At 36.0% G+C, this 21892-nt stretch carries 20 protein-coding genes and 6 tRNA genes; 20 read left to right on the top strand and 6 right to left on the bottom strand.

The window, feature by feature from the left end; all coding sequences use genetic code 11:
• The first annotated feature begins 124 nt into the window (after positions 1-124).
• Complete coding sequence (locus CQ022_RS13515) at positions 125-1849, top strand: hypothetical protein (protein WP_105682891.1); 1725 nt, start codon at positions 125-127, stop codon at positions 1847-1849.
• Positions 1850-1909: 60 nt separating this feature from the next.
• Here CQ022_RS13515 and CQ022_RS13510 read toward each other — a convergent pair whose 3' ends face one another.
• Positions 1910-2791, bottom strand: a complete 882-nt coding sequence (locus CQ022_RS13510) for a cupin-like domain-containing protein (protein WP_105682890.1) — start codon at positions 2789-2791, stop codon at positions 1910-1912.
• Between the two features lie 451 nt (positions 2792-3242).
• Between CQ022_RS13510 and CQ022_RS13505 the strand changes: the two genes are divergently transcribed.
• Positions 3243-5954 carry a Plug and carboxypeptidase regulatory-like domain-containing protein gene (locus tag CQ022_RS13505; protein ID WP_105682889.1) on the top strand — a complete coding sequence of 904 codons (2712 nt, stop codon included), beginning with the start codon at positions 3243-3245 and terminating at the stop codon, positions 5952-5954.
• 56 nt (positions 5955-6010) lie between these two features.
• Here the strand turns inward: CQ022_RS13505 and CQ022_RS13500 are convergent, their stop codons facing one another.
• Entirely contained in the window at positions 6011-6508 is a 498-nt protein-coding gene (locus CQ022_RS13500; RefSeq protein ID WP_105682888.1) for a DinB family protein, read from the bottom strand.
• Between the two features lie 180 nt (positions 6509-6688).
• Here CQ022_RS13500 and CQ022_RS13495 point away from each other — a divergent pair, with 180 nt between their 5' ends.
• The 11 genes from CQ022_RS13495 to CQ022_RS13445 all read left to right on the top strand — a co-directional run bounded on the left by CQ022_RS13495 (position 6689) and on the right by CQ022_RS13445 (position 17324).
• Positions 6689-7588 carry a GLPGLI family protein gene (locus CQ022_RS13495; RefSeq protein ID WP_105682887.1) on the top strand — a complete coding sequence of 300 codons (900 nt, stop codon included), beginning with the start codon at positions 6689-6691 and terminating at the stop codon, positions 7586-7588.
• A gap of 182 nt (positions 7589-7770) precedes the next feature.
• Positions 7771-8058 carry a hypothetical protein gene (locus CQ022_RS13490; protein ID WP_105682886.1) on the top strand — a complete coding sequence of 96 codons (288 nt, stop codon included), beginning with the start codon at positions 7771-7773 and terminating at the stop codon, positions 8056-8058.
• 81 nt (positions 8059-8139) lie between these two features.
• Positions 8140-8430 carry a hypothetical protein gene (locus CQ022_RS13485; RefSeq protein ID WP_105682885.1) on the top strand — a complete coding sequence of 97 codons (291 nt, stop codon included), beginning with the start codon at positions 8140-8142 and terminating at the stop codon, positions 8428-8430.
• Between the two features lie 81 nt (positions 8431-8511).
• Positions 8512-8823, top strand: coding sequence for a hypothetical protein (locus CQ022_RS13480; RefSeq protein ID WP_105682884.1), 312 nt, complete (start codon positions 8512-8514; stop codon positions 8821-8823).
• Positions 8824-8927: 104 nt separating this feature from the next.
• The gene (locus CQ022_RS13475; protein WP_105682883.1) at positions 8928-9182 is read left to right on the top strand and encodes a ferrous iron transport protein A; all 255 of its coding nucleotides are present in this window, start codon (positions 8928-8930) and stop codon (positions 9180-9182) included.
• On the top strand, positions 9182-11215 hold the full coding sequence (feoB, locus tag CQ022_RS13470) for a ferrous iron transport protein B (RefSeq protein ID WP_105682882.1): 2034 nt from the start codon (positions 9182-9184) through the stop codon (positions 11213-11215). The genes CQ022_RS13475 and feoB overlap by 1 nt, the downstream gene beginning before the upstream one ends.
• 246 nt (positions 11216-11461) lie before the next feature.
• Positions 11462-12442, top strand: a complete 981-nt coding sequence (locus CQ022_RS13465) for a DUF4421 family protein (RefSeq protein WP_105682881.1) — start codon at positions 11462-11464, stop codon at positions 12440-12442.
• Between the two features lie 68 nt (positions 12443-12510).
• Positions 12511-13893 carry a phosphoglucosamine mutase gene (gene glmM, locus CQ022_RS13460; RefSeq protein WP_105682880.1) on the top strand — a complete coding sequence of 461 codons (1383 nt, stop codon included), beginning with the start codon at positions 12511-12513 and terminating at the stop codon, positions 13891-13893.
• A gap of 46 nt (positions 13894-13939) precedes the next feature.
• The gene (locus CQ022_RS13455; protein ID WP_105682879.1) at positions 13940-14518 is read left to right on the top strand and encodes a Crp/Fnr family transcriptional regulator; all 579 of its coding nucleotides are present in this window, start codon (positions 13940-13942) and stop codon (positions 14516-14518) included.
• A gap of 244 nt (positions 14519-14762) precedes the next feature.
• Positions 14763-15734, top strand: a complete 972-nt coding sequence (locus CQ022_RS13450) for a zinc-binding alcohol dehydrogenase family protein (protein WP_105682878.1) — start codon at positions 14763-14765, stop codon at positions 15732-15734.
• A 207-nt stretch (positions 15735-15941) separates the two neighbouring features.
• Positions 15942-17324 (top strand): tetratricopeptide repeat protein, encoded by a 1383-nt coding sequence (locus CQ022_RS13445; RefSeq protein WP_105682877.1) that lies wholly within the window; start codon positions 15942-15944, stop codon positions 17322-17324.
• 42 nt (positions 17325-17366) lie between these two features.
• On the opposite strand, the gene CQ022_RS13440 is transcribed toward CQ022_RS13445, so the two are convergent.
• From CQ022_RS13440 to CQ022_RS13425, 4 genes are read right to left on the bottom strand one after another with little or no spacing between them, the layout of a single operon-like run.
• Positions 17367-18224 carry a hypothetical protein gene (locus CQ022_RS13440; RefSeq protein ID WP_105682876.1) on the bottom strand — a complete coding sequence of 286 codons (858 nt, stop codon included), beginning with the start codon at positions 18222-18224 and terminating at the stop codon, positions 17367-17369.
• 47 nt (positions 18225-18271) lie between these two features.
• Entirely contained in the window at positions 18272-19150 is an 879-nt protein-coding gene (locus tag CQ022_RS13435) for a DMT family transporter (protein WP_105682875.1), read from the bottom strand.
• Positions 19137-19790 (bottom strand): leucyl/phenylalanyl-tRNA--protein transferase, encoded by a 654-nt coding sequence (aat, locus tag CQ022_RS13430; RefSeq protein WP_105682874.1) that lies wholly within the window; start codon positions 19788-19790, stop codon positions 19137-19139. The genes CQ022_RS13435 and aat overlap by 14 nt, the downstream gene beginning before the upstream one ends.
• 60 nt (positions 19791-19850) lie before the next feature.
• Positions 19851-20228 carry a DUF3127 domain-containing protein gene (locus CQ022_RS13425; RefSeq protein ID WP_105682873.1) on the bottom strand — a complete coding sequence of 126 codons (378 nt, stop codon included), beginning with the start codon at positions 20226-20228 and terminating at the stop codon, positions 19851-19853.
• Between the two features lie 178 nt (positions 20229-20406).
• On the opposite strand from CQ022_RS13425, the gene CQ022_RS13420 reads away from it, so the two are divergent.
• From CQ022_RS13420 to CQ022_RS13390, 7 genes are all read left to right on the top strand, one after another.
• A tRNA-Leu gene (locus tag CQ022_RS13420) sits at positions 20407-20488 on the top strand.
• 4 nt (positions 20489-20492) lie between these two features.
• Positions 20493-20568 (top strand) — tRNA-Gly (locus CQ022_RS13415).
• A gap of 6 nt (positions 20569-20574) precedes the next feature.
• Positions 20575-20658, top strand: a tRNA-Leu gene (locus tag CQ022_RS13410).
• A gap of 123 nt (positions 20659-20781) precedes the next feature.
• Positions 20782-20863, top strand: a tRNA-Leu gene (locus CQ022_RS13405).
• A 4-nt stretch (positions 20864-20867) separates the two neighbouring features.
• Positions 20868-20940: transfer RNA gene (locus tag CQ022_RS13400), tRNA-Gly, on the top strand.
• 8 nt (positions 20941-20948) lie between these two features.
• Positions 20949-21032 (top strand) — tRNA-Leu (locus tag CQ022_RS13395).
• A gap of 113 nt (positions 21033-21145) precedes the next feature.
• Entirely contained in the window at positions 21146-21850 is a 705-nt protein-coding gene (locus CQ022_RS13390; RefSeq protein WP_105682872.1) for a hypothetical protein, read from the top strand.
• Positions 21851-21892: the final 42 nt, after the last annotated feature.

Genomic DNA, 21892 nt, shown 5'->3' with positions numbered 1-21892 from the left:
CGGAAACAAACCTCACAGGTTTTCAAAACCTGTGAGGTTTCTATTTTTAAAACATTTTACCCATCAACATATTCTCATTTCTCCCAAAAGATAACTACTTTTAAAGTCTGAAAATACGACTTCAATGAAACTGAAATATCTTTTATTCACCCTGAGTTCTACTTTATTTTTTGCTCAAAAATCATTTCAGACTCCTTTTGAAAAAGGAAATGGTAACCAGACTGTTACCTATGACGAAATGAATAATTACTATCAGGATCTGGCTAAAAACTTCAATACCATTCAGTACCTTAAAAAAGGAGAAGATGACAACGGAAAGCCAATTTATGTGGTGGTTTACAATCCTTTTCCTGAAAAAGATCTTGAAAAATTAAGAAAAGATAAAGCCATTCTTTTCGTCAACAACGGCATTCACCCGGGAGAACCGGACGGAATAGATGCTACCATGATGCTCATGAGAGATCTTGCAACCCAAAAGATCAAAACACCTCAGAACTTTATCATAGCTGCTATTTCTGCTTATAATGTGAGCGGAATGTTCAACAGAGGATCCTATTCCAGAGCCAACCAAAATGGTCCGGAACAGTATGGTTTCAGAGGAAATGCGAGGAATTATGACCTGAACAGAGATTTTATTAAAGCAGATTCTAAAAATGCCAGAAGCTTTCAGGAAATCTATCAATGGTTAAAACCAGATGTTTTTATCGATAACCATGTCAGCAACGGAGCAGATTATCAATATACATTCACCTATATTTCAACCTTTAAAGAACGCCTGGGAAATACCCTTGGAGCTTATTTCTATAATGATTATCAGGCTAAAAATCTTGAGAACATGAAAAAGCTTGGCTATGAAAGTACGCCTTATGTAAACATTCATGGAGATGTTCCCGAAGTTGGATTCGCTTCATTTGAAGATTCTCCGAGATATTCTACAGGATATACTTCCCTTTTCAATTCTTTAGGAACGGTCCCTGAAACTCATATGTTAAAACCTTATGACAAAAGAGTGGATGCTACTTACAAATATATGTGGGTCAACCTTCAGAATTTAGATAAAGATTATCACAAAATAAAACAGCTCCGTATTGAAAACCTGAAACAATATCAGGCTGGGAAACAGTATGGCATCCGTTGGAAAATAGATTCCACCAAGTTTTCTACCATGGATTTTAAAGGCTATGAAGGAAGATACAAACCCAGTGAGGTTTCCGGGAAACCAAGACTGTATTATGACAGAAACAAGCCGTTTACAAAGAACATAAAACTCTTTACTACAGCTGTTCCAACGGGATATATTACTATTCCAAAATATTATGTAATTCCGCAGTCACAGTATCGAGTTATTGAAGAATTTAAAAGAAATAATATTCAGATGAAACCGATTCAGAAAGACAGTACTTTGGCGGTTGAGTCCTATAAAATTAAAGATTTTAAAACCGTTAAAAACCCTTATGAAGGACATTATCTGCATTTTGAAACGACTGTCGACAAGTCCAATAAAAGTATGATGTTTTCAGCCGGAGATTATCTGGTTTCTACCAATCAGTCTGGGGTAAAATATATCATAGAAACCCTCGAGCCTGAAGCACTGGATTCATTCTTCAACTGGAATTTCTTCGATGGGATTTTAGCACAGAAAGAATACTATTCCGCTTACATTTTCGAAGATACCGCTGCTGAATTGCTTAAAAAAGATAAAAAACTGAAAGAAGCCTTTGAATCGGCCAAAACATTGGATAAAAAACTATCTGAAGATGGAACCGCACAATTGGATTGGATTTACAGACATTCCCCTTATTTTGAAGAAAAAACATTTAGACAGTATCCTGTTTATAGAGTCTTGTAAAGTATTGATAATAAGTTGTTAAACTAAAAAAAAGACGTTTCAAACGAAACGTCTTTTTAATTATCTTGGTAAGCCTCTTTTCAAAGCCATTTCTGCTCTTTTAATTGCCATTTTCTCTTTCCAGTCCATGTAGCTCTTTTTGAAATTGGACTTCATAATGTCGTCAAACTTACGCTGTACTGTAAGATTCCATAAAGAATGAGCCTTTACTGCCCATGATTTGTCCCAAGCCCTTAAAGAAATAGAGAAACTTCCATCCAGATATTTCATCCAGTGCCACCATCCTGTAGGCATGAACAGTGTATCTCCATGTTCAAGGTAACATTCAATTCCTTCTACACCATCCAGTGCCGGGAATTTTGTAAAGTCTGGGTTTTCAATATCATAATCTTCAAGCGCATAGGTTGCATAAGGAATCTGATAAAGTCTTTCTCTCCATTTATAATCAAAAAGAAGAATATGCTTTCTTCCATTGAAGTGGGTATGGAAAATATGAGCCATATCAATATCAAAGTGAAGGAACGTTACAGATCCTTTACCACCAAAGAACATATTAGGATACTTATCAAGGAAACCTCCCATGAGTTCTTTAGGAGAAATATAATCTTCCAAAAGTTTAGGAGCAAATTTTATAGGATCAAAAAGGAATATTCTGAGATCAGTAGGCTCTCGCTGGATGAGATCTATATAATCTCCAAATTTCATTTTTGCGGCTGAAGAATTGATGGGAGCAGAAGGATCTGCCTTTGAGCTGTCATATAGCGGAACCTCTACATCTCCTACAACTTCCTTCATATATTCCATCGTCCATTTTTGATAAGCAGGCCATTTTTTTGCCATATTCTTGATGACAACGGGCCTTCTTGGCTTCAGATATTTTTCGTAGAATTCTTCTTTCGAAATGTCATCTACAACATCTATAGGCTTTAAAATTATTCCCATTTTGTAAATTTTATGTTACAAAATTATTAAATATATGTTGATGTACTAGTCTTTAATTTTTTTTTAATCTATGATTCAAATCAGATTTTCCTATGTAAAATAATAATCCCCGATAAAATTTTCACTTCTCGTAATAATTGTCCTTTTTCTATTAAATAAGCCCATAGGTATCAGGCTTTTGTTACTAATTTTTCAATAGTAAATAATCTGATTTTTTTATTGAATTTGTATACTCAATATTATTTTTCAAAAATATTTTAAGAGAGATACTATGAATTGTAAACTACATTAAAATTGATTCAAAAAGAACCTACTTTAAAAATATTTCAAAGGGTAAAAAAATATCACTATGTTTGTAGTGATAGGAATTTAACTTTTTCCTGTAAAATTCATCTTTATAAAAAGTGTAACAAAAAACTACAATGGTTAACTAATTGAGCAAATAATAAGTATGAAAAAAAATATTTCTTTATTTCTGATGCTTTTCTTTACTGTGCTTACGTTTGCACAGAAAACGGTTTCGGGAAAGATTACTGATGATGATGGGGTAGCCATACCAAGCGCCAGTGTGACCATAGAAGAACCCGGTAAAGATGCTATTCTGGCTTATGCCATTACCAATTCCAAAGGAGAATATAAAGTAATTTTCACTTCCGCTGAATCTAACGTGGATCTAAAAGTGAAAGCATTCAACCAAAAACCACTTACAAAGCAAATTAATAACAGCGATCAGACGCTGAATTTTAAAATGCAGTCTGAAGCCACAGAAATTAAAGAAGTACAGCTGAAAACAAAAATGATTACCGCAAGAGGTGATACCATTTCTTATGACCTTAAAGCTTTTAACAGCAAAAACGACAGAACCCTGGCGGATGTGATGAAAAAGATTCCGGGAATTGAGGTAAATAATGATGGTACGATTCTATATCAGGGTAATGCAATCAATAAATTCTATGTGAACGGAAAAGACCTTATGGAAGGTGGCTATGGAACCATCAACAATTCTCTTCCAAAAGATGCCGTACAAAAAGTAGAAGTTCTTGAAAACCACCAGCCGGTAAAAATTCTCCAGGATAAAGTGCCTTCAGATCAGGCAGCCATCAATATTAAGCTTAAAAACTCCGTAACCATGACAGGTAGAGGAGAAGTAGGAACCGGTTTCGGAGATCAATGGCTTTGGAATGTAAAACTGACTCCCATGTTTTTTGGACAGAAAAGCCAATGGGTTGTCAATTATAAAACCAATAATATGGGTGAGCAGGTAGAAAATGAAGGAAATATCCTTGCTTTCGGAAGCGCGTGGGAAGGAAGAAGAAGTAATATTTCACAAAACAATTGGTTAAATGTAGAAAATGCTACTGTACCGGATCTTCCGGTAAAGAGATATTTGATGAACAGTGTTCACTATCTTTCAGCCAACTACCTTACCAATATTGATAAAAAGAAAGAATGGGAGCTTAAAGCCAATGCCAATTATACTAATAATGCAGTGGAAAGAGAGTCTAACAGTATTACCAGAGACATTCAACAGGGAACACAATATAATACAAGGTTCCTGAATAACTTCTATACAGACAAATTAAAAGGGGAATTAATTTTTACTAAAAATGCTAAAAAGGGGTTCTTCAAAAACACAACGACATTCTCTCAATTCTGGAATGCTGACAGGGCATTGGCAGAAAGAAATGATAAACAAGGATACAGAATAGGAAACGAAGCTTTAGAATCACCTACAACATCTTTCCAGAACTCTTTAAGCACCATTATTCCTTGGAAAGAAAAGATGGTGAATTTCAAATCCTATATTAGTTATCAGAATGACAAGCAGATCTTAGAAATTTCTCCTGCAAACTATTTACAGTTCCCATACAAAGAACCGGGGAGTAATGATTTTACAACGATAAACTTTACCCCGGGAAGTACCGCTTTGCAGTATTTCAGAATCAAATCTTTAGATACCTCACATTCTGCCAATATCAGTTTTTCTACGAAAGGATGGACATTTACCCCACAAGTAGGATTTGACCTTTCAACGGATAAGCTGACAACAAATTTTGATGGAAGTACAGTCGGAAATAAACCGGATTTTGCAAGCTTAGCTTATGAAAATGATTTGAAATTTACGAGAATCAATCCATCTGCCTCAGTGGGAATTAATTATAAATCAGAAGCATGGAGCTTATTCTCAAGCTTCCCTGTTAATTTTAATAATATCAAAGCTGAAGATGCCTTTAGAAATGTTTCCAAATCTTTGAGTAAAGTAACATTTACACCCAATATTTTTGCTCAGTATTCATTCGCTTCGTTTTTCAAAGCAAGTTTGAATGGGGGAATCAGCAATAATTTCGGAGACATTCAGACTGCCTATGCGGGATATATTCTGACAAGTCCGGCAGGGTTTAATGTGATGAATCCTAACAACCCGATTCCTGAAACCAATACCAAAAATGTAGGGACAAGATTGGAATACAGAAATCCGTTAAATAACCTTTTCTTCAATGTAGGCTATAGAATAAGTGATGCTAAAAATAACCTTATTGCCTCAAGTATCGTTAATGAATCTGGATTCAGAGTAACAGAATACCTGGAAAGAGAAAATAAAAGAACCAGCAATACCTATTATGCGGAAATAGGCAAATATTTTCCTAAGTTTAAAACCAACGCATCATTAAGCTATAACAATACAATCTCTAAATCCCAATCCATTAGAAATACCGATGATATTGATAATAAAACGAACGGGAATACTTTTGGAATTAAATTTAACAATACCTATTTCTCATGGATGAGTGTAGACTTTAACGCCTCTAAAACCTGGAATAAGACCTCTAATATTTATCTTACAGGTAACAAAGGAAAATCTGAAGGATACAGTCACAACCTTAACGTATTTTTCTATCCGTTAGAAAACCATACCATTGGATTTTATTGGGACCAGATCAATTCAAAATCTGCAGATGTAAAATATAACAATGGTTTCTTTGATCTTTCATATCAGTTCTCATGGGCTAAAAAGAAAGTTGATTTTGAACTGAAATGGATGAATATCGCAAACAAAAAAGTATTTGAAAGAATAGATATTGATAATACAACGATTACTCAGACAACCATGCAGCTCCGTCCAAGCCAGGTCATGTTAAGTGTGAAATTCAATTTTAAATAAAATAAAAACCAATCCATCCGGATTGGTTTTTTGTTGAGATATACTATATATTAAAATTAAAAACTTTGCTGGTCTGCTGAAGGCCCATAGCTTCCCGGCAAAGGAATATTGTTCAGTCTGTAATATACACCCAGTTGCGCTCTGTGATGCGTAATCTGGTTTAATGCATGGCGGATTGCTCCGTACTTACTCCAGCTTGCCAGTTCATGACCGTCATTTTTAATCGTCCAGCTGGGATTCAGATCCTCTTCTGTACTGTTTTCTAATGCCTTTTTGCCTGCCTGATAATCTTCTTCCAGCTTTTTCAAAAGGTCTTCTTTTGTAGAAAGCACAGTAGGCTTGTAGTCTCCTTTACCAAAATCAAGTTCAGAAGTATTTAAAATGGTGTTCGGCCATTCAAAAACTTCTACAAGATGAGTGGCAAGCGGCATCATCTTCATGCTTTTTTCATGGGGAGCAAAGTCGTTTTTACCTTCAGGGAATCGTTCAATAAATTTTTTTGTGGTTTGGAATTCTCCCTCCAGTTCGGATTTTAATTGAGATAAGGTATCCATAATGTTTTGTTTTTTAGAAACTTAAAGGTAAGCGTTTTAAAAATGAAACTGTTTTAAGAGAATCATAATTTTTTAATCTGTAAAGACTTGAAAGCAAAGAATACTTTTACTGAAAATAAAATTTGAAAAAAACTGTAACAAAAGAAGAGATATCATTACTAATTATATAAACTTGCTACAATGAAAAAGTTATTCTCCGTATTTCTTATCGCTCTATTTGCTTTTGCAGGAGCTCAGGAGTCCAAGGAAACAGCGAATCGTTTCTTTTATGAACTGACTTTTAAACCGAAGAAAGATTCAGCAAAGCTGGATAAAGTGATTACCATTTTGGATATTACTCCTAAAAAATCTATCTACCAGGATTATACAATGCCTGCCCAGGATTCAATTATTAAAGTTCAGGTAGAAGAGATGGAAAAAACGAAGTCCTTTAAGGATATGAGTAAAATGATAAGATGGCCTAAGTTTTCATACAAGATTCTTAAAAACTATCCGGAAATGAAAGTGCAATATGTAGATAAGATCAGTAGAAACTTTTTCTCTTATGATGATGATGTGAAATTGCAGTGGAATATTTTACCAGAAAAACAAAAAATAGGAACTTATAATACACAAAAAGCCACCACTGAATTTGGAGGAAGAACATGGACGGCATGGTTCAGCTCCGATATTCCTTTTCAGGATGGACCTTATAAATTTTATGGACTGCCAGGTTTGATTGTAAAAATTGAAGACGCGGATAAAAATTACTCATGGTTATTAAGTGGAAATAAAAAAATAGAAAACTACGACGAAGTGTCTTATGCAGATAAGATTAATGCGAAGATGGGAATGTCTAGTAATACGGTAACTCCCACTACAAAAGAAAAATTCAAGAAGTCATTTGATGCCTTTAAAGCAGATCCATTTGCTGAATCTCGTCCCTATATGACTGCTGAGACGATGAGCAAACCAATGCCCGGAACAGATGGAACCATTGGTGATTTTATGAAAAGGATGGAAAAACAGGTGAAAGATTTCTTCGGATCCAATGACAACCCAATAGAAAAAGAACAGGCCTCTGACAAGAAGAAAAAATAAGCTTCATATCAACTAAATTATATTTTGAATCAACCCAGATACAGCAATGTATTTGGGTTGATTTCTTTTTGTTAGATAAATTCTACACTTGATTCGTAGAAATTTTTAAATTTTTTCAAAAAATATTTGATTTTGTTTTTTTATTCTCATATGTTTGTTAAAACTAATTTAAAAATTATACCATGAAAAAAGCTTTTGTCGCAGTTTTAGTGACAACATCTGCCCTATTGTTTGCAAAAACAGAATCTCCAAAAACTGAGAATCCCCAAAATGCAACAGAAACTGTTTTAGTCGCTAAGAAGACTATCGAAAATACAGATCAACTACAAAAACCTATTACATTATCCACCACCGCAAGAAAGAAGGAATTGACTACAGCAGAAAAATGTGCTATTGAACTTGCTGTAGGTCCTATAATTGCCGGTCCTCCTGTTCATTGCTTCCAGCTTGGTGCAGAAGGAATTTCTTAATAAGATTTACCATCAACCCAAATATATTGCGTGTCTGGGCTGATTTCTTTTTTGTTAAAAACTAATTTAAAATATTATACCATGAAAAAAATTATTATTGCATCATTATTGATGACATCAGCAGTTGCATTTGCAAAAACAGAATCTCCAAATAAAATTGAGGAGCCTAAAAATACAACAGAAACTGTTTTAGTTGCTAAGAAGACTATCGAAAGTACAGATCAACTACAAAAGCCTATTACATTATCTACAACTGCAAAAGAGAGGGAGTTAACTACAGAAGAAAAATGTATTATTGAACTTGCTTTAGGACCTATTTTCGTAGGGCCTGCTGTTCATTGCTTCCAGCTTGAGTCAGAAGGAGTTTCATAATAAGATTTACCATCAACCCAAATACATTGCGTGTCTGGGTTGATTTCTTTTTTGTTAAAAACTAATTTAAAATACCATACCATGAAAAAAATTATTATTGCATCACTATTGATGACATCAGCCGTTGTATTTGCAAAAACAGAAGAACCAAAAACAAATACAATCGAAACCCCAAAAACGGAAACTGTTCTTATAGCTAAAAAGAATTTTAAGGATGAAAAAGGGGTAATAAAAATTGCAAAAGCAAAAAGATTGAATCCTTTCCAACAATGTGTTTTGAACAATTCAATATCTATTTCTTTAATGTATATATCCATGGGAATACCTACTGAAGAAGGTTTTGTTGAGGCCGCAGCAACAGCCAGTTGTATAGCTAGTTTTGGAGGTCTATAACTAAATAGTAAAAAAAATTATAAGGTTCAGGAAGTTTTCTTTCTGAACCTTGTTATTTAGATTAAATTTAAATAGCGTATATTTGCAGGACTAAAAATTAGGCTTTGAAAGAGAAAGGATTACATAAATTAAGTGGATTCCCTAAAAACAAAATGGGGAAGATATTGGGGTATGATAACGACCATCTTAAAATGCCCAATAAAATTATTGAAATGGGGCTTCTTCCGGAAACCTCTTTCAGAATTTTGTATCAGGCACCATTCAATGGGCCTATGTATGTGGAGTTTGGAGCAGAAAAAAGCCGGATTGCTCTTCGTGAGGAAGAAGGAGATTACATCATTGTTGAAGAATTGAATTAATGCAGGAAAACAAGAAAAAACAGATACTTTTAGTCGGAAATCCTAATGTAGGAAAGTCAACGGTTTTTAATACGCTTTGCAACAAAAAGCAGAAAACCGGAAACTATGCCGGCGTTACCGTAGCCAGTCACTCGGGGAACTATACTTATAAAAACGAAGAAGTGGAAGTCATTGACCTTCCAGGTTCTTACAGTGTTTACCCAAGTTCAGAAGATGAAGCTATTTTTTCCAAATACCTTATCGACGAGCAGAAAAACTACGCAGGAGTTGTTTATATTCTTGAAGCATTAAGTTTAAAAAGAGGGTTGCTTCTCTTTCAGCAGATTCAGGATCTTGGCATTCCAATGATTCTGATTGTCAATCAGATTGACCAGGCAGAAAGAAGAGGAATCACCATCGATATTCAAAAATTTTCCGAAGCATTAGGGATTCGGATTATTCAGACCAACGCCAAAGAGCAGATTGGAATTGATACCGTGAGAGAAGCTGTTTACAACAATGAATTTGTAAAAACAAATGCAGCTTCTTTTGAAACCCCCAACGAACACAGAGATTTTATTCAGAAACTGGCAGCACATAAAGGTTTCGATAATGAATATAAAGCCTGGATGAGCCTTTCACTGGGAACAGATCTTGGAAGAATAGGCTCAGTAATGGAACAACTCAATGAATCTGACTCTAAAAGTCTGGTTCCGAAAAGATTACAGGTTCAGGAAACCGTGAGAAGATATCAGAATGTAGACAAAATATTGGCTGATGTCATTTCTAAAAAAGCTCAGTTCAAAGAATTACTGACCGAAAAACTGGATAAAGTTTTAGTACATAAATTCTGGGGTTATGTTGTTTTTTTACTCATCCTGCTGGTTATTTTCCAAAGCGTTTTCTTCCTTGCGGAATATCCTATGAACTGGATTGAAGAAACATTTTCCTGGCTGGCTGCATTTACCAACGAACATCTTCCGGAAGGACCAGTTAATTCGCTGATTTCTAACGGAATTGTTCCGGGAATTGGAGGGATTGTCGTTTTTGCTCCACAGATCGGAATCCTGTTGTATTTCCTTTACCTGTTGGAAGATTCAGGATATATGGCAAGAGTAGTATTCCTGATGGATAGATTACTTCGTCCGTTCGGGCTTAACGGGAAAAGTATAGTGCCGCTTGTATCAGGTACAGCCTGCGCTATTCCTGCTGTGATTTCTACAAGAAATATTGAAAACGTAAAAGAAAGATTGCTTACAATATTGGTAACCCCATTTATGACATGTTCTGCAAGACTTCCGGTATATAGTATTATCATCGGGCTGATTATTTCAGAAGGAACATTTTTAGGAATAAAATACAAGGCGCTGGTTTTGATGGGAATGTACCTTCTTGGCTTCTTAGTCGCTTTATTCTCAGCAGCAATCCTTAAAAGATTTATTAAAAGTAAGGGAAAAACGTATCTTGTAATGGATCTTCCCGCTTATAAAAAACCACTTTTCGGATATGACTTTAAAATGGTTCTGGGAAAAGTATGGGACTTCATTACCGGAGCAGGAAAAATAATTTTCATCGTAAGTATCATCATCTGGTTTCTGAGTTACTTTGGACCCAGCCAAAAAACGAATGAGTTTGTAGCTACAGATGTTCACCTTGACCATTCTTACCTTGCGAAAATGGGTAAAGGAATAGAACCTGTTATTGCTCCGCTTGGCTACGACTGGAAAATGGGAGTAGGAATTCTTACCAGCTTCGTGGCAAGAGAAGTTTTCGTAGGAACAATGTCTACCCTTTACAGTTTGGAAGATGATGCTCCCGAAGTAAAAGTAATTGATAAAATGAGAAGAGATGTAAAACCCAACGGAGAAAAAGTCTTCAGTTTTGCTACCGGAATCTCAGTTCTTCTTTTCTATGCATTTGCAATGCAGTGTGTTTCTACACTGGCAGTAGTCTACAGAGAAACCAAAAGCTGGAAATGGACCGGCTTTCAGGTAGTCATGATGACAGGTTTGGCATATTTTGTGTCGATGATAGCATATCAGATTTTAAAGTAATGGACTCATCATTAATTATTCAGTACGTACTTATTGCATTAATTGTAGCATTCGCCTGTTACTCTTTATTTAAAGTACTTAAAAAGAATTTTGCACCTAAAAAATTCAGTTCTAAGAGAACGAATTGTGATAAAGACTGCGGATGCTCTTAAACCAGGCGCAACCGGGGTATTAAAAAATAATTAGTATTTTCATCCTTTGAAAATATTAATTATTTTGAATCTAAAAAACACAAATTCAGTTCTCATGTTGTTCTCGTGCATTTTTTATGCGAAATGCCAGACAGATACAACCCTTGTTAAGTCTTACAGTGACCAGGTGATGATTCGCCTTAATCTGGATACTAACATTGAAAAGTACATCCTCTCTCAGGGAGGAAAACACATAGGCAATAATAAAATAGATTTGTCTATCAATAACAAAACAAGAACATCCATATCGGTGGACTATCGGGCGATCAGTGCCACCCTTTCTTTTTCACCCAAATTTATCCCCGGAAATAATGAGGATGATCTGAAAGGTAAAAGCTCTTATACAGATCTGAGCTTCAGGTTTTTTCCTAAAAGATTTATCCAGACACTTTACTATAAAAAAGTAAAGGGATTTTACGTGGAAAATATGAAAGATATTATCTCAGACTGGCAGGAGGCCAAAGATGGTTATTTACAGTTCCCGGACTTAAAAGTGCTGAGCTTTGGAGGAACAACATCGTATGTCCTCAATAAAAACTTCTCGGCCAAAAGTATCTACACTCAAAGTGAATGGCAGAAAAAAAGCAGCGGAAGCTGGGTTCCTTATCTGGATTATGATGTCAGCTTTTTCACCAATACAACCAACGAAGTGAAAAGCAGAGAGGTTCAGTATAAAATAGGGGGAAATATGGGATACTTTTACAATTGGATTATAAAGGATAAGGTGAATATTGCTCCTTACCTTTCTGTAGGGCTTGGAGGACAGTTTTCAAGCTCCCGGGAAGGAAATGAGCCAAAAGAAAATGAACAGTTTCTAACCCTGAGAATGGACGGAGGTCTTCATATTGGATATAACTCGGAACGCTTTCTTTTTGGTGGAAGAATGAACTTTAAGACTTATACCTATCAGAAAAATGGGGAAGCCGTAGAGAATAATAACCTTTATGGACTGTTGTATATAGGATATCGTTTTGCCCCACCGAAAGTTGTAAAAAATACTTATGATAAAATTCAAAAAAAGATTCCTCTTCTGTAAGTTGAAAAGTCTTTTAAGTATCTTTGCGCTGGAAAATTTAGAAAGAACAAAATAAAATTAAAAACATCATGTCATTAATAAAATCTATTTCCGGAATTCGCGGAACCATTGGTGGAAAAGTAAATGATAACTTAACACCGCTGGATGTGGTAAAATTCGCTTCTGCATTCGGAACTTGGCTTCAAAATAATAAAAATAAAAAAGATCTTACTCTTATCATCGGAAGAGATGCCAGAATTTCTGGTCAGATGGTTTCTTCTCTGGTAACGGCTACATTGCAGGGATTGGGGATTAATGTGGTAGATCTTGGTCTTTCTACAACACCTACAGTAGAAGTAATGGTTCCTGAGCTGAATGCAGACGGGGGAATCATCCTTACTGCTTCCCATAATCCAAAACAATGGAATGCCCTTAAATTATTAAACGAAAAAGGAGAATTCATCAGCGGTGAAAACGGTGCGGAAGTACTGGCTTTGGCAGAAAGTGAAGATTTCAACTTTGCAGAAGTTGATGATCTTGGAAAATACGAAACAAGAGATGATGCTTTTGATATCCATATTCAGCAGATCCTGGATTTGCCAATGGTAGATGTGGAAGCCATCAAAGCAAAAAACTTTAAGGTGGTTCTGGATGCGGTAAACTCTACAGGAGGAATTGCAATTCCTATGCTTTTGGATAAATTAGGCTGTGAAACCATCAAATTATACTGTGAGCCTACAGGACACTTCCCACACAATCCTGAGCCTTTGAAAGAACATTTAGGAGACATCTGCGAATTGGTGAAAAGAGAAAACGCTGATTTGGGAGTTGTCGTAGATCCGGATGTAGACAGACTGGCATTGATTGACGAAAAAGGAGAAATGTTCGGCGAAGAATATACACTGGTAGCCGTTGCAGATTACCTGTTGAAACACCAGAATGGGGTGGCAATTTCTAACCTCTCTTCAAGCCGTGCTTTGAGAGATGTAGCACATACCCACAACTCAGAATACTTTGCAAGTGCAGTAGGAGAAGTAAACGTAGTAACTTTGATGAAAGAGAAAGATGCTGTCATCGGAGGAGAAGGAAACGGAGGTATTATCTATCCTGAATTGCATTACGGAAGAGATTCTTTGGTAGGAGTTGCTTTATTCTTGACTCATTTGGCGAAAGAAAACAAAACGGTTTCTGAACTAAGAGCAGGATATCCAAGCTATTTCATGGGGAAAAAGAAAATAGAACTGACTCCGGAGATTGATGTAGACGCTATCTTAAGCAAAATGGAACAGGAATATCAGAATGAAGAAGTTTCCACTGTAGATGGGGTTAAAATAGACTTTGAAAACAATTGGGTTCACCTTAGAAAATCCAATACAGAACCCATCATCAGAATTTATACTGAAGCTCAGTCTCAGGAAGAAGCCGATCAGTTGGGCGATGATATTATTGCTAAAATTAAGAGTTTAATCTAAAAATATTTGAAGAACGGACAAAGAGTCCGTTCTTTTTTTATCAGGAATGTTTGAACATATCAAAAACAGATTTCCCTTTCCTAAAGAAAAATGGAGAAAATTTCTGGGCAGCTTTGAACGAATGGAAGTCCCGGCTAAAACTTTGCTTTTAAAAGAAGGTGAGGTTTCCTACAATGCCTATTACATTGAAAAAGGTATGGTAAGAGCCTGGTATAATAATGATGGAAAAGACGTAACATTTCAGTTTTTCCTTGAAAATACAATGTTCTCATCCCTTGAAAGTTTTAAAAAAGGCTTGCCAAGTATGGTTTCATTTGAGACGATAGAACCATGTATTTTATATAAAATCAATAAGCCCGATGTAGAAGCTTTCCTGGAAGAAGTGTATGAAAATCGTGAGCTCAGAAATCTTTTTATGGATGCCCTTTTTGAAAGAGTATTCGATTATATGAAGCATTTCTTTTCATTCATTAAAGATACCCCACAACAGCGATATCTGAATTTGGTGAAACAAAAACCTGAAATTATCAAAAGAGTTCCGCAACATTATATTGCCTCCTATCTTGGGATTACAACGGTGCATCTCAGCAGAATCAAAAGCAAAATATTGAAAGAGAAACTGTAAGAGGCTGGAAGATGGAAGGCAGAAGCAGGAAGTTTGATGGTAATAATATAATATATAACTTGGGATTTTTTTGCTACATCTTCACGCATTCTTTACTAAAAGAAGCCCCTTCTTATACAATGGACTTCGATAACTCCCCGCCTCCCTCTTCCTGCTTCCATTCCTAAACAAATCCCAAACTCATAACAAATGTTATCGCTATGTGGCATTCATCCTCTATAATTTTGCTTAAAAATTAAAAAGAATGAAAGCAGCAGTAGTATTTGAAAAAGGAAGCATTCCTCAATACGTAGATTTCCCGGCACCTGAAATTATGAATGAAAATGAAATTCTGGTTTCAGTAAAAGCCGCATCTATTAAAAACCTGGACAGAGCCAGAGCAGGAGGAAATCATTATTCCACAGAAAATCAGGGACATCAACCCACTATTATTGGGACAGATGGAGTAGGGTATCTGGAAAATGGAAATAAAGTTTATTTCTTCAGTAAAAAAGGGACGGTAGCTGAAAAAGCAGTAGCAGATAAAAAAATGATCATTCCAATTCCTGAAGAACTGGATTTTTCTGTAGCCGCCGCACTGCCAAATGCCGTTATGGGATCAGCAATGGCCTTAAAGTTTAAAGCCGGAATACAAAAAGGCAATACCGTTCTGATTAACGGAGCAACCGGAATCACAGGCAGAATTGCTGTTCAGATCGCCAAATTATATAATGCCGGTAAAGTCATTGTTACCGGAAGAAATGAAGAATCTCTACAGTCTTTACGTGAGCTGGGAGCTGATGAGGTTGTTTCACTCAAGTTAGCGGATCATGATTTTAAACAAAAAATAAAAGAAATTCATGAAGAAACCCCTATTGATATTGTTTTGGATTATATCTGGGGACATTCTATAGAAATGATATTGTCTGCTTTTAAAGGAGACGGAACCTTTTCCCATAAAACAAAACTGGTAACCATAGGAGGAATGAGCGGAGATACCATTCAGCTGTCTTCACAGATCCTCAGAGGAACAGATATTCAGATCTCAGGATCCGGATTGGGAAGCTGGACAAAAGAAGAATCAGCCCTTCTGTTTTCAGAAATTATTCCTGAAATGTTTCAGGCAGCCATAGACGGAAAGATTAAAATGGAAACACAGGACGTTGATATTAAAAATATCGAAACCATATGGAATGCTGAGATACAAAGCGGAAAACGTCTTGTGATAAGAATTTAACCCCAATTTCCGTTTTTTTATCCACAATGCTTTTATTGGTTTTCTTTTTTTACTATTTTTATAATAGAAATTTATGAAATGGAAAATTCAAAAAAAAGTTGCAACTTTGCATAAATATTTGAATATCAGTTTCAGATGTATTATTAACTAATCGTTTGCCGAGGTTTGTAAGCAAATTCAGACATCAGGCCGACAAAGAGGACACTATTGGAAGAGTATTTTGGAAATGAACTTGTAAAAAAGTTCGAGGAAATGATGGAAAACAATGACGAATTCTACTTCGATACAGAAGAGTTAGAAGACATTATTGTTTATTATTTGGAGCTTGGGGATTTTAATTACGCTGACATGGCTGTTAATTATGGACTAAAGCTTCACCCTAATTCGTTGGATATTAAGATCAAAAGACTTGAGATCCTTCTGGAGTGGGAAGAGTATAATACGGCGAAAGAACTTATCGATGAATTGAAAGGTGCCTCTATGGAAAGCACTGACTTTTTGGTTTGTTATGCCAAGTATTATTCGAACCTAGGAAATCCCAGAAAATCCATTGAAATCTGTAAAAAAGCTTTGACATTAGAGGAAGAAGAAAACTTTCTCCACAACTTTATTGCGGATGAATATGTGAATCTCGGAGATCCTTTTAACGCTCTTAAACATTACAGAAAAGCACTGAAAGAAGATCCGTTGGATGAATATTCACTGGAAAACTGTATGGTGTGTTTCAGTGATTTGAATAAGAGCGAGGAGGCTATTGCCTTTCTTAATGAATATTTAGATGAATTTTCTTATTCCGAAACCGCATGGTTTGAATACGGACAATTCTATTTCAACAGAAAAAATTATGATGAAGCGATAAGAGGTTATGATTATTTGTTGGCAATTAACTCAAACTCTGTAGGAGTATATGCCAATAAAGCAGCCTGTTATGAAGCTTTGGGACAATACCAAAAAGCAATTGAGACCTATGAAGAGATGCTGGAGCTGGAATACACAAAAGCATTTACTTTTTATAAAATCGGATTGTGTAATAAAGCATTAAAACAGCCTATTATAGCGTTAAATGCATTTCAAAAATCATTAAGAGAAGACCCTCAGTTTTATCTTGCAATGATGGAACAGTCTTATCTCTACGAAGAAATGGGTGGAATGTCTGAGGCATTGTATTATGCCAAAGAAGCTACCCAGCTGAATGAAAACAATCTTGATTATCAAAAAAGACTGGCTTTCCTGTTTATTGATTCAGGGAAGTTTGAAGAAAGTCTTACCTGTCTTAAAAAGCTTGTGGATGCAGAACCATCAAGATTCTACAACTGGTATGCCTATTCAGAAGTTTTGATGTTGGTAGGAGAATATGAAGATGCGGTAACCGTTCTGAATAAAGCGTTAAAAAATCACCACAGAGCAGAACTGTATTATCAGTTAAGCAATTGCTTTTTTAACCTGAAAGACCAGGATAAGGGAATGGAAGCTCTTCAGAAAGCATTAGATTTGGATCCGTCTTTAGTTAAGGATATGCAGAAAAAATATCCTTTCATTAAAGATGAGGTGAAAAAAGCTAAAGCAAGTAGAGTGAGAAAAAAGAATTAAATTAATTTAAAAACAATAAAACCTGCATTTTTGCAGGTTTTTTTATTGGAAGTTATATTCGTAGAAAAATTTATCCGGAGCATTGCCGTTTGCATTTCCATTCATATCAAGAGACTGCCTGCTTTCTTCAGACGGATAGCCTGCAGCGTTAAAAGTGGTTGTATACTTATGAGCGGTAGTTCCGGTTGTTGTTCCTCCTCCGGTATTGGTGAATTGCCCTTTATAGGTGCTTAAGCTGTTCTTTATATTCGAAAATAGCATGCTTACACCATCACTCTCATTTCCGTTAAATATAATTTTGTCGAAACCCTTTACATTTTTAAAAGGATAGTTTTTATCCGTATATGTGTAGGTTTCATTCTCTGTATAATTAACCGTATTGCCATTTACTGTTCCAGTTCCTGAACCTATATTGCTTACCATATTTCCATTGCTGTAAGTAAGTATACTGTTGATGGTGGATGAACCGGCAGTTCCCGAAGTTGTCTGTTTTTTTACGCTGATTTCTGTATTGCTTGTGTAGGTATAAGCAAATGCAACCGTATTCTGTACTGTACCTGTAGTAGAATATTCCTTCGTAACAGCAGACGCCATACGTCCGTTATTATAGCCGTATTCAGCCGTACTTTCAAGAATATTATTTTCGTAATGTTTAATACTGGTAACATAATCGTCAGTATAGGTGAATTCAATTCTTTGCCCATGATTAATATTGTTAATCATACTGATGATTTTAGTTCCGTTGTAATTGATTTTCATTACAATACCATCCATTGTCATTCTTGTAGGAAGAACCAGACTCTGATTGGATGGATCACTGTTGTCAAAAGGGGTGTCGTCAGAACTGTAGCATGAAATTGTAGATAAGGCCAATAAGCCAAAAAGTAGATTTTTTTTCATAGTTATAAATTAAATTAGCCAAATATAATTTAATTTATAATGTAATTTTATTTTTTTTGATTTGTTCTCAAAAAGATCAGTCCTCCAATGATAATTCCTGCTCCTATAAATTGTAAATACGTTAGTTTTTCGCCATCTAAAATCCCCCAGATAATAGCAACAATAGGCATTACTAAAGTAACTGTAGAGGCAAAAAGAGGAGAAGAAACTTTCAGCAAACGATAATTCATGGTCATTGCCAGACCTGTTCCGAAGATTGATAAGAGGCTGACAAACATAAGCCCCAGCAGATTATCCTTCGAAAAGCTAAATTCCGAAAAGAATCCAGTGGAGGTCAGAGCTATAATGGAGGGGAATAATAACACAAATGAGAACACAAAAGCCGATAAAACAGTAGAAGAAACTTCCATAAGCTTCGATTTTACCGTTGTAGTACTCAGTGCATAACATAAAGTGGCCAATAATAACAACAGAATGGGAATCATTTTCAAATCCCCGCTGTCACCACCTCCAAATGCAAGAATACAGACTCCGGTGAAGCTTATTAACGTTCCTATAATCTGCTTTTTTGTCGTTTCGAATTTCCATACCAGCGCGCCTACAATAATGACGAAAATAGGCATCATTGAATTGATAATCCCCGCAATACTGCTGCTTATTTCAGTTTCTGCAATTGGAAACAGGAACATAGGAATGAAGTTTCCGGTAAAGGCAGCCAGAATTAACCATTTCAAATGCTTTTTAGGGAAAAGTTTGTAATTGGAAATAGCAACAGGAAGCAAAATAATCCCTGCAATAAGAACCCTTAAAGATCCTACCTGATACGGATTAAAATGTTCCAGTGATTTTTTGATTAAAATAAAGGATGATCCCCAGATAATACTCAGGATAACCAGAAGAACCCATTTTTCTTTATCTGCGTTCATTATTTTCGTGTAAGATTTTTAGAAATTCTTTTTTAGGAATCATTTTTGCTCCTAAACTTTCAAGATGTTCTGTATGGGATTGACAGTCAATTAATTCTATTCTGTCTTTGTTGTTTTCTACGAAATGGATAAACCCAGCTTTGGATGCATTGCTTACTTTTGCAAACATGCTTTCACCACAAAAGACATTCCCAATCTGTAATCCGTAAAAGCCGCCTACAAGTTCTCCCTCCTGCCAGACTTCAAAGCTCTTGGCCAGGCCATATTCATGAAGCTTGATAAAAGAATTCATCAGTTCTTCGGAAAGCCATGTTCCTGACTGTCCTTTGCGGGTCGCCTGCTGACAGTTTCTGATCACTTCTCTGAAACTCTTATTCTCTGAGAAAGTAAAAATATTTCTGTTCAGGATCTTTCTCATTGATTTTGAAACCTTTAATTCTTCCGGAACCAGAACAAATCTCGGATCAGGGCACCACCAGAGGATTTCTTCTCCGGGATTGTACCAGGGAAAAATACCCAGTTGATAAGCAAACCAAATGCGTTCTACAGATAGGTCGCCTCCAAAAGCAACCACCCCTTCATGACCCTCATACAGCTCAGGGTCAGGAAATGAAATCTCATTTTCGTCTAATCGGACCATTTTTAGAAAAAAAATCCCACTTCAAAAAGCAGGATTTATATTTGATCTTTATTCTTTTAATTAAAAAGGTAAATCATCATCATCGTCTCCGGCAAAAGGATTCTCGTTAGAAACGGGAGATGCTGATTGTTGAGGCATTGCCTGAGTAGGTTCTGAAGCGTTTTCAAAAACTTTCTCTACTCTCCAACCTGTAATAGAGTTGAAGTATTTAGTTTCACCTTGAGGAGAAACCCATTCTCTCCCTCTGATGTTGATTCCTACTTTTACGTTTTCTCCTTCTTTAAGGTTATCTAATAAACTGATTTTATCAGATAAAAATTCTATGTTTATCGGCTGTGGATACTGTTCCTGGGTCAAAATAACCATTTCTCTTTTTTGAAACCCGCTCGCAAATGTTTGAGCATCAAAAAGTTTCTTTACCGTTCCTTGTAATTCCATATTGTAAATATTAACGATGTAAAAATAAGAAAATGAAATGTAATAAAAGGTGACGTGAAAAAAAAATATGGAAAATTTAATTTTTTTTCCTGAAAAGTTTGGTAGTAAAGGAAATTGTCCTATATTTGCACTCACAAAAACGAAGCAAGCTCTTTAAAACTTACAGTATAAAAAACCAGCGGATGTGGTGTAATTGGTAGCCACGCCAGACTTAGGATCTGGTGCCGTGAGGCGTGGGGGTTCGAGTCCCTTCATCCGCACTATGCGAAAATAGCTCAGCTGGTAGAGCACAACCTTGCCAAGGTTGGGGTCGCGGGTTCGAATCCCGTTTTTCGCTCCACACCATGCCCTGGTGGTGGAACTGGTAGACACGCAGGACTTAAAATCCTGTGTCCGCAAGGACGTACGGGTTCAAGTCCCGTCTGGGGTACAAGACCCTCTGTAATATCTTACGGAGGGTTTTTTGTTTTAATTAGAGAGTGTTCTTTAAATAAAATATTTTATATTTGTAAGAAATTAGGTTGAATCTGTGAATTCAGATCAGCAAAAATCAGCGGATGTGGTGTAATTGGTAGCCACGCCAGACTTAGGATCTGGTGCCGTGAGGCGTGGGGGTTCGAGTCCCTTCATCCGCACTATGCGAAAAGAGCTCAGCTGGTAGAGCACAACCTTGCCAAGGTTGGGGTCGCGGGTTCGAATCCCGTTTTTTGCCCACACCATGCCCTGGTGGTGGAACTGGTAGACACGCAGGACTTAAAATCCTGTGTCCGCAAGGACGTACGGGTTCAAGTCCCGTCTGGGGTACAAGTCCCTCTGTAATTTATTACGGAGGGATTTTTGTTTTTATTAGGTAAAAACTAAAATATCTTTAAAAATTAAAATGCCTTTTGGTAAATTTGCTTCAGAAAAATAAAACCATGAAATTATTGAATACCATTTTAGCGGTTACGATGATAGCTGCTTCTAATCCATTATTCTCACAGACATCCAACGAGAAAAAAGCTCAGGAAATTATTGAAAAAGCCATTCAGGCAGAAGGAGGGAAAAAGTTTTTAAGCAGTATAAAAACACTTTATTCCAAATCAGAAACAGTAATGGATGGCCGTAAGGTAAACTGGATCACAAAAGAAATGGTGCCGAACAAAGGAAGTTTTGAAATTGAGTATCAGGGAAGGATCGTATACAGGTCTTGGTTTGACGGGAAAACAGGATACGACCTGGTCAACGGTGAAAGAAAACTGGCTGATCCTGCTGTATTCAAGGATAAAGCTGACAGAAAATATATCATCAATGAATTGGCTTATATAGATCCTAAACTGTACAAGATTGAACTTATTGATGAGAATCCAGATAAGATGTATTATAAAATAAAGGCAACCTATATAACAGGAAAAGTGACTTATCTGTATTACGATGTGAAATCATTCTTTTTAAGTAAAGAAGAGACTGTTAAAAATGGAGAAAAGAATGCGTTTTCAACGGTTTTACAAAGTGATTACAAGAAATTCGGAGATCTTTGGTATGCTACCAAATTGACTTTTGTTTCTGAAGATGGAAATCAGGAAGCCAATCTTGTGGAATTGTACTATAATAAAAATATTGAAGAAAAAGATTTTAATTAAAATCTGATAGCTAATAAAAATCCCTATATAGCCAGCTGTATA

This window comes from Chryseobacterium culicis (assembly GCF_002979755.1).
Taxonomy (GTDB): Bacteria; Bacteroidota; Bacteroidia; order Flavobacteriales; family Weeksellaceae; genus Chryseobacterium; species Chryseobacterium culicis_A.
Note: the sequence above shows the minus strand (reverse complement) of the source record. Positions and strands in the feature narration are given on the sequence as shown.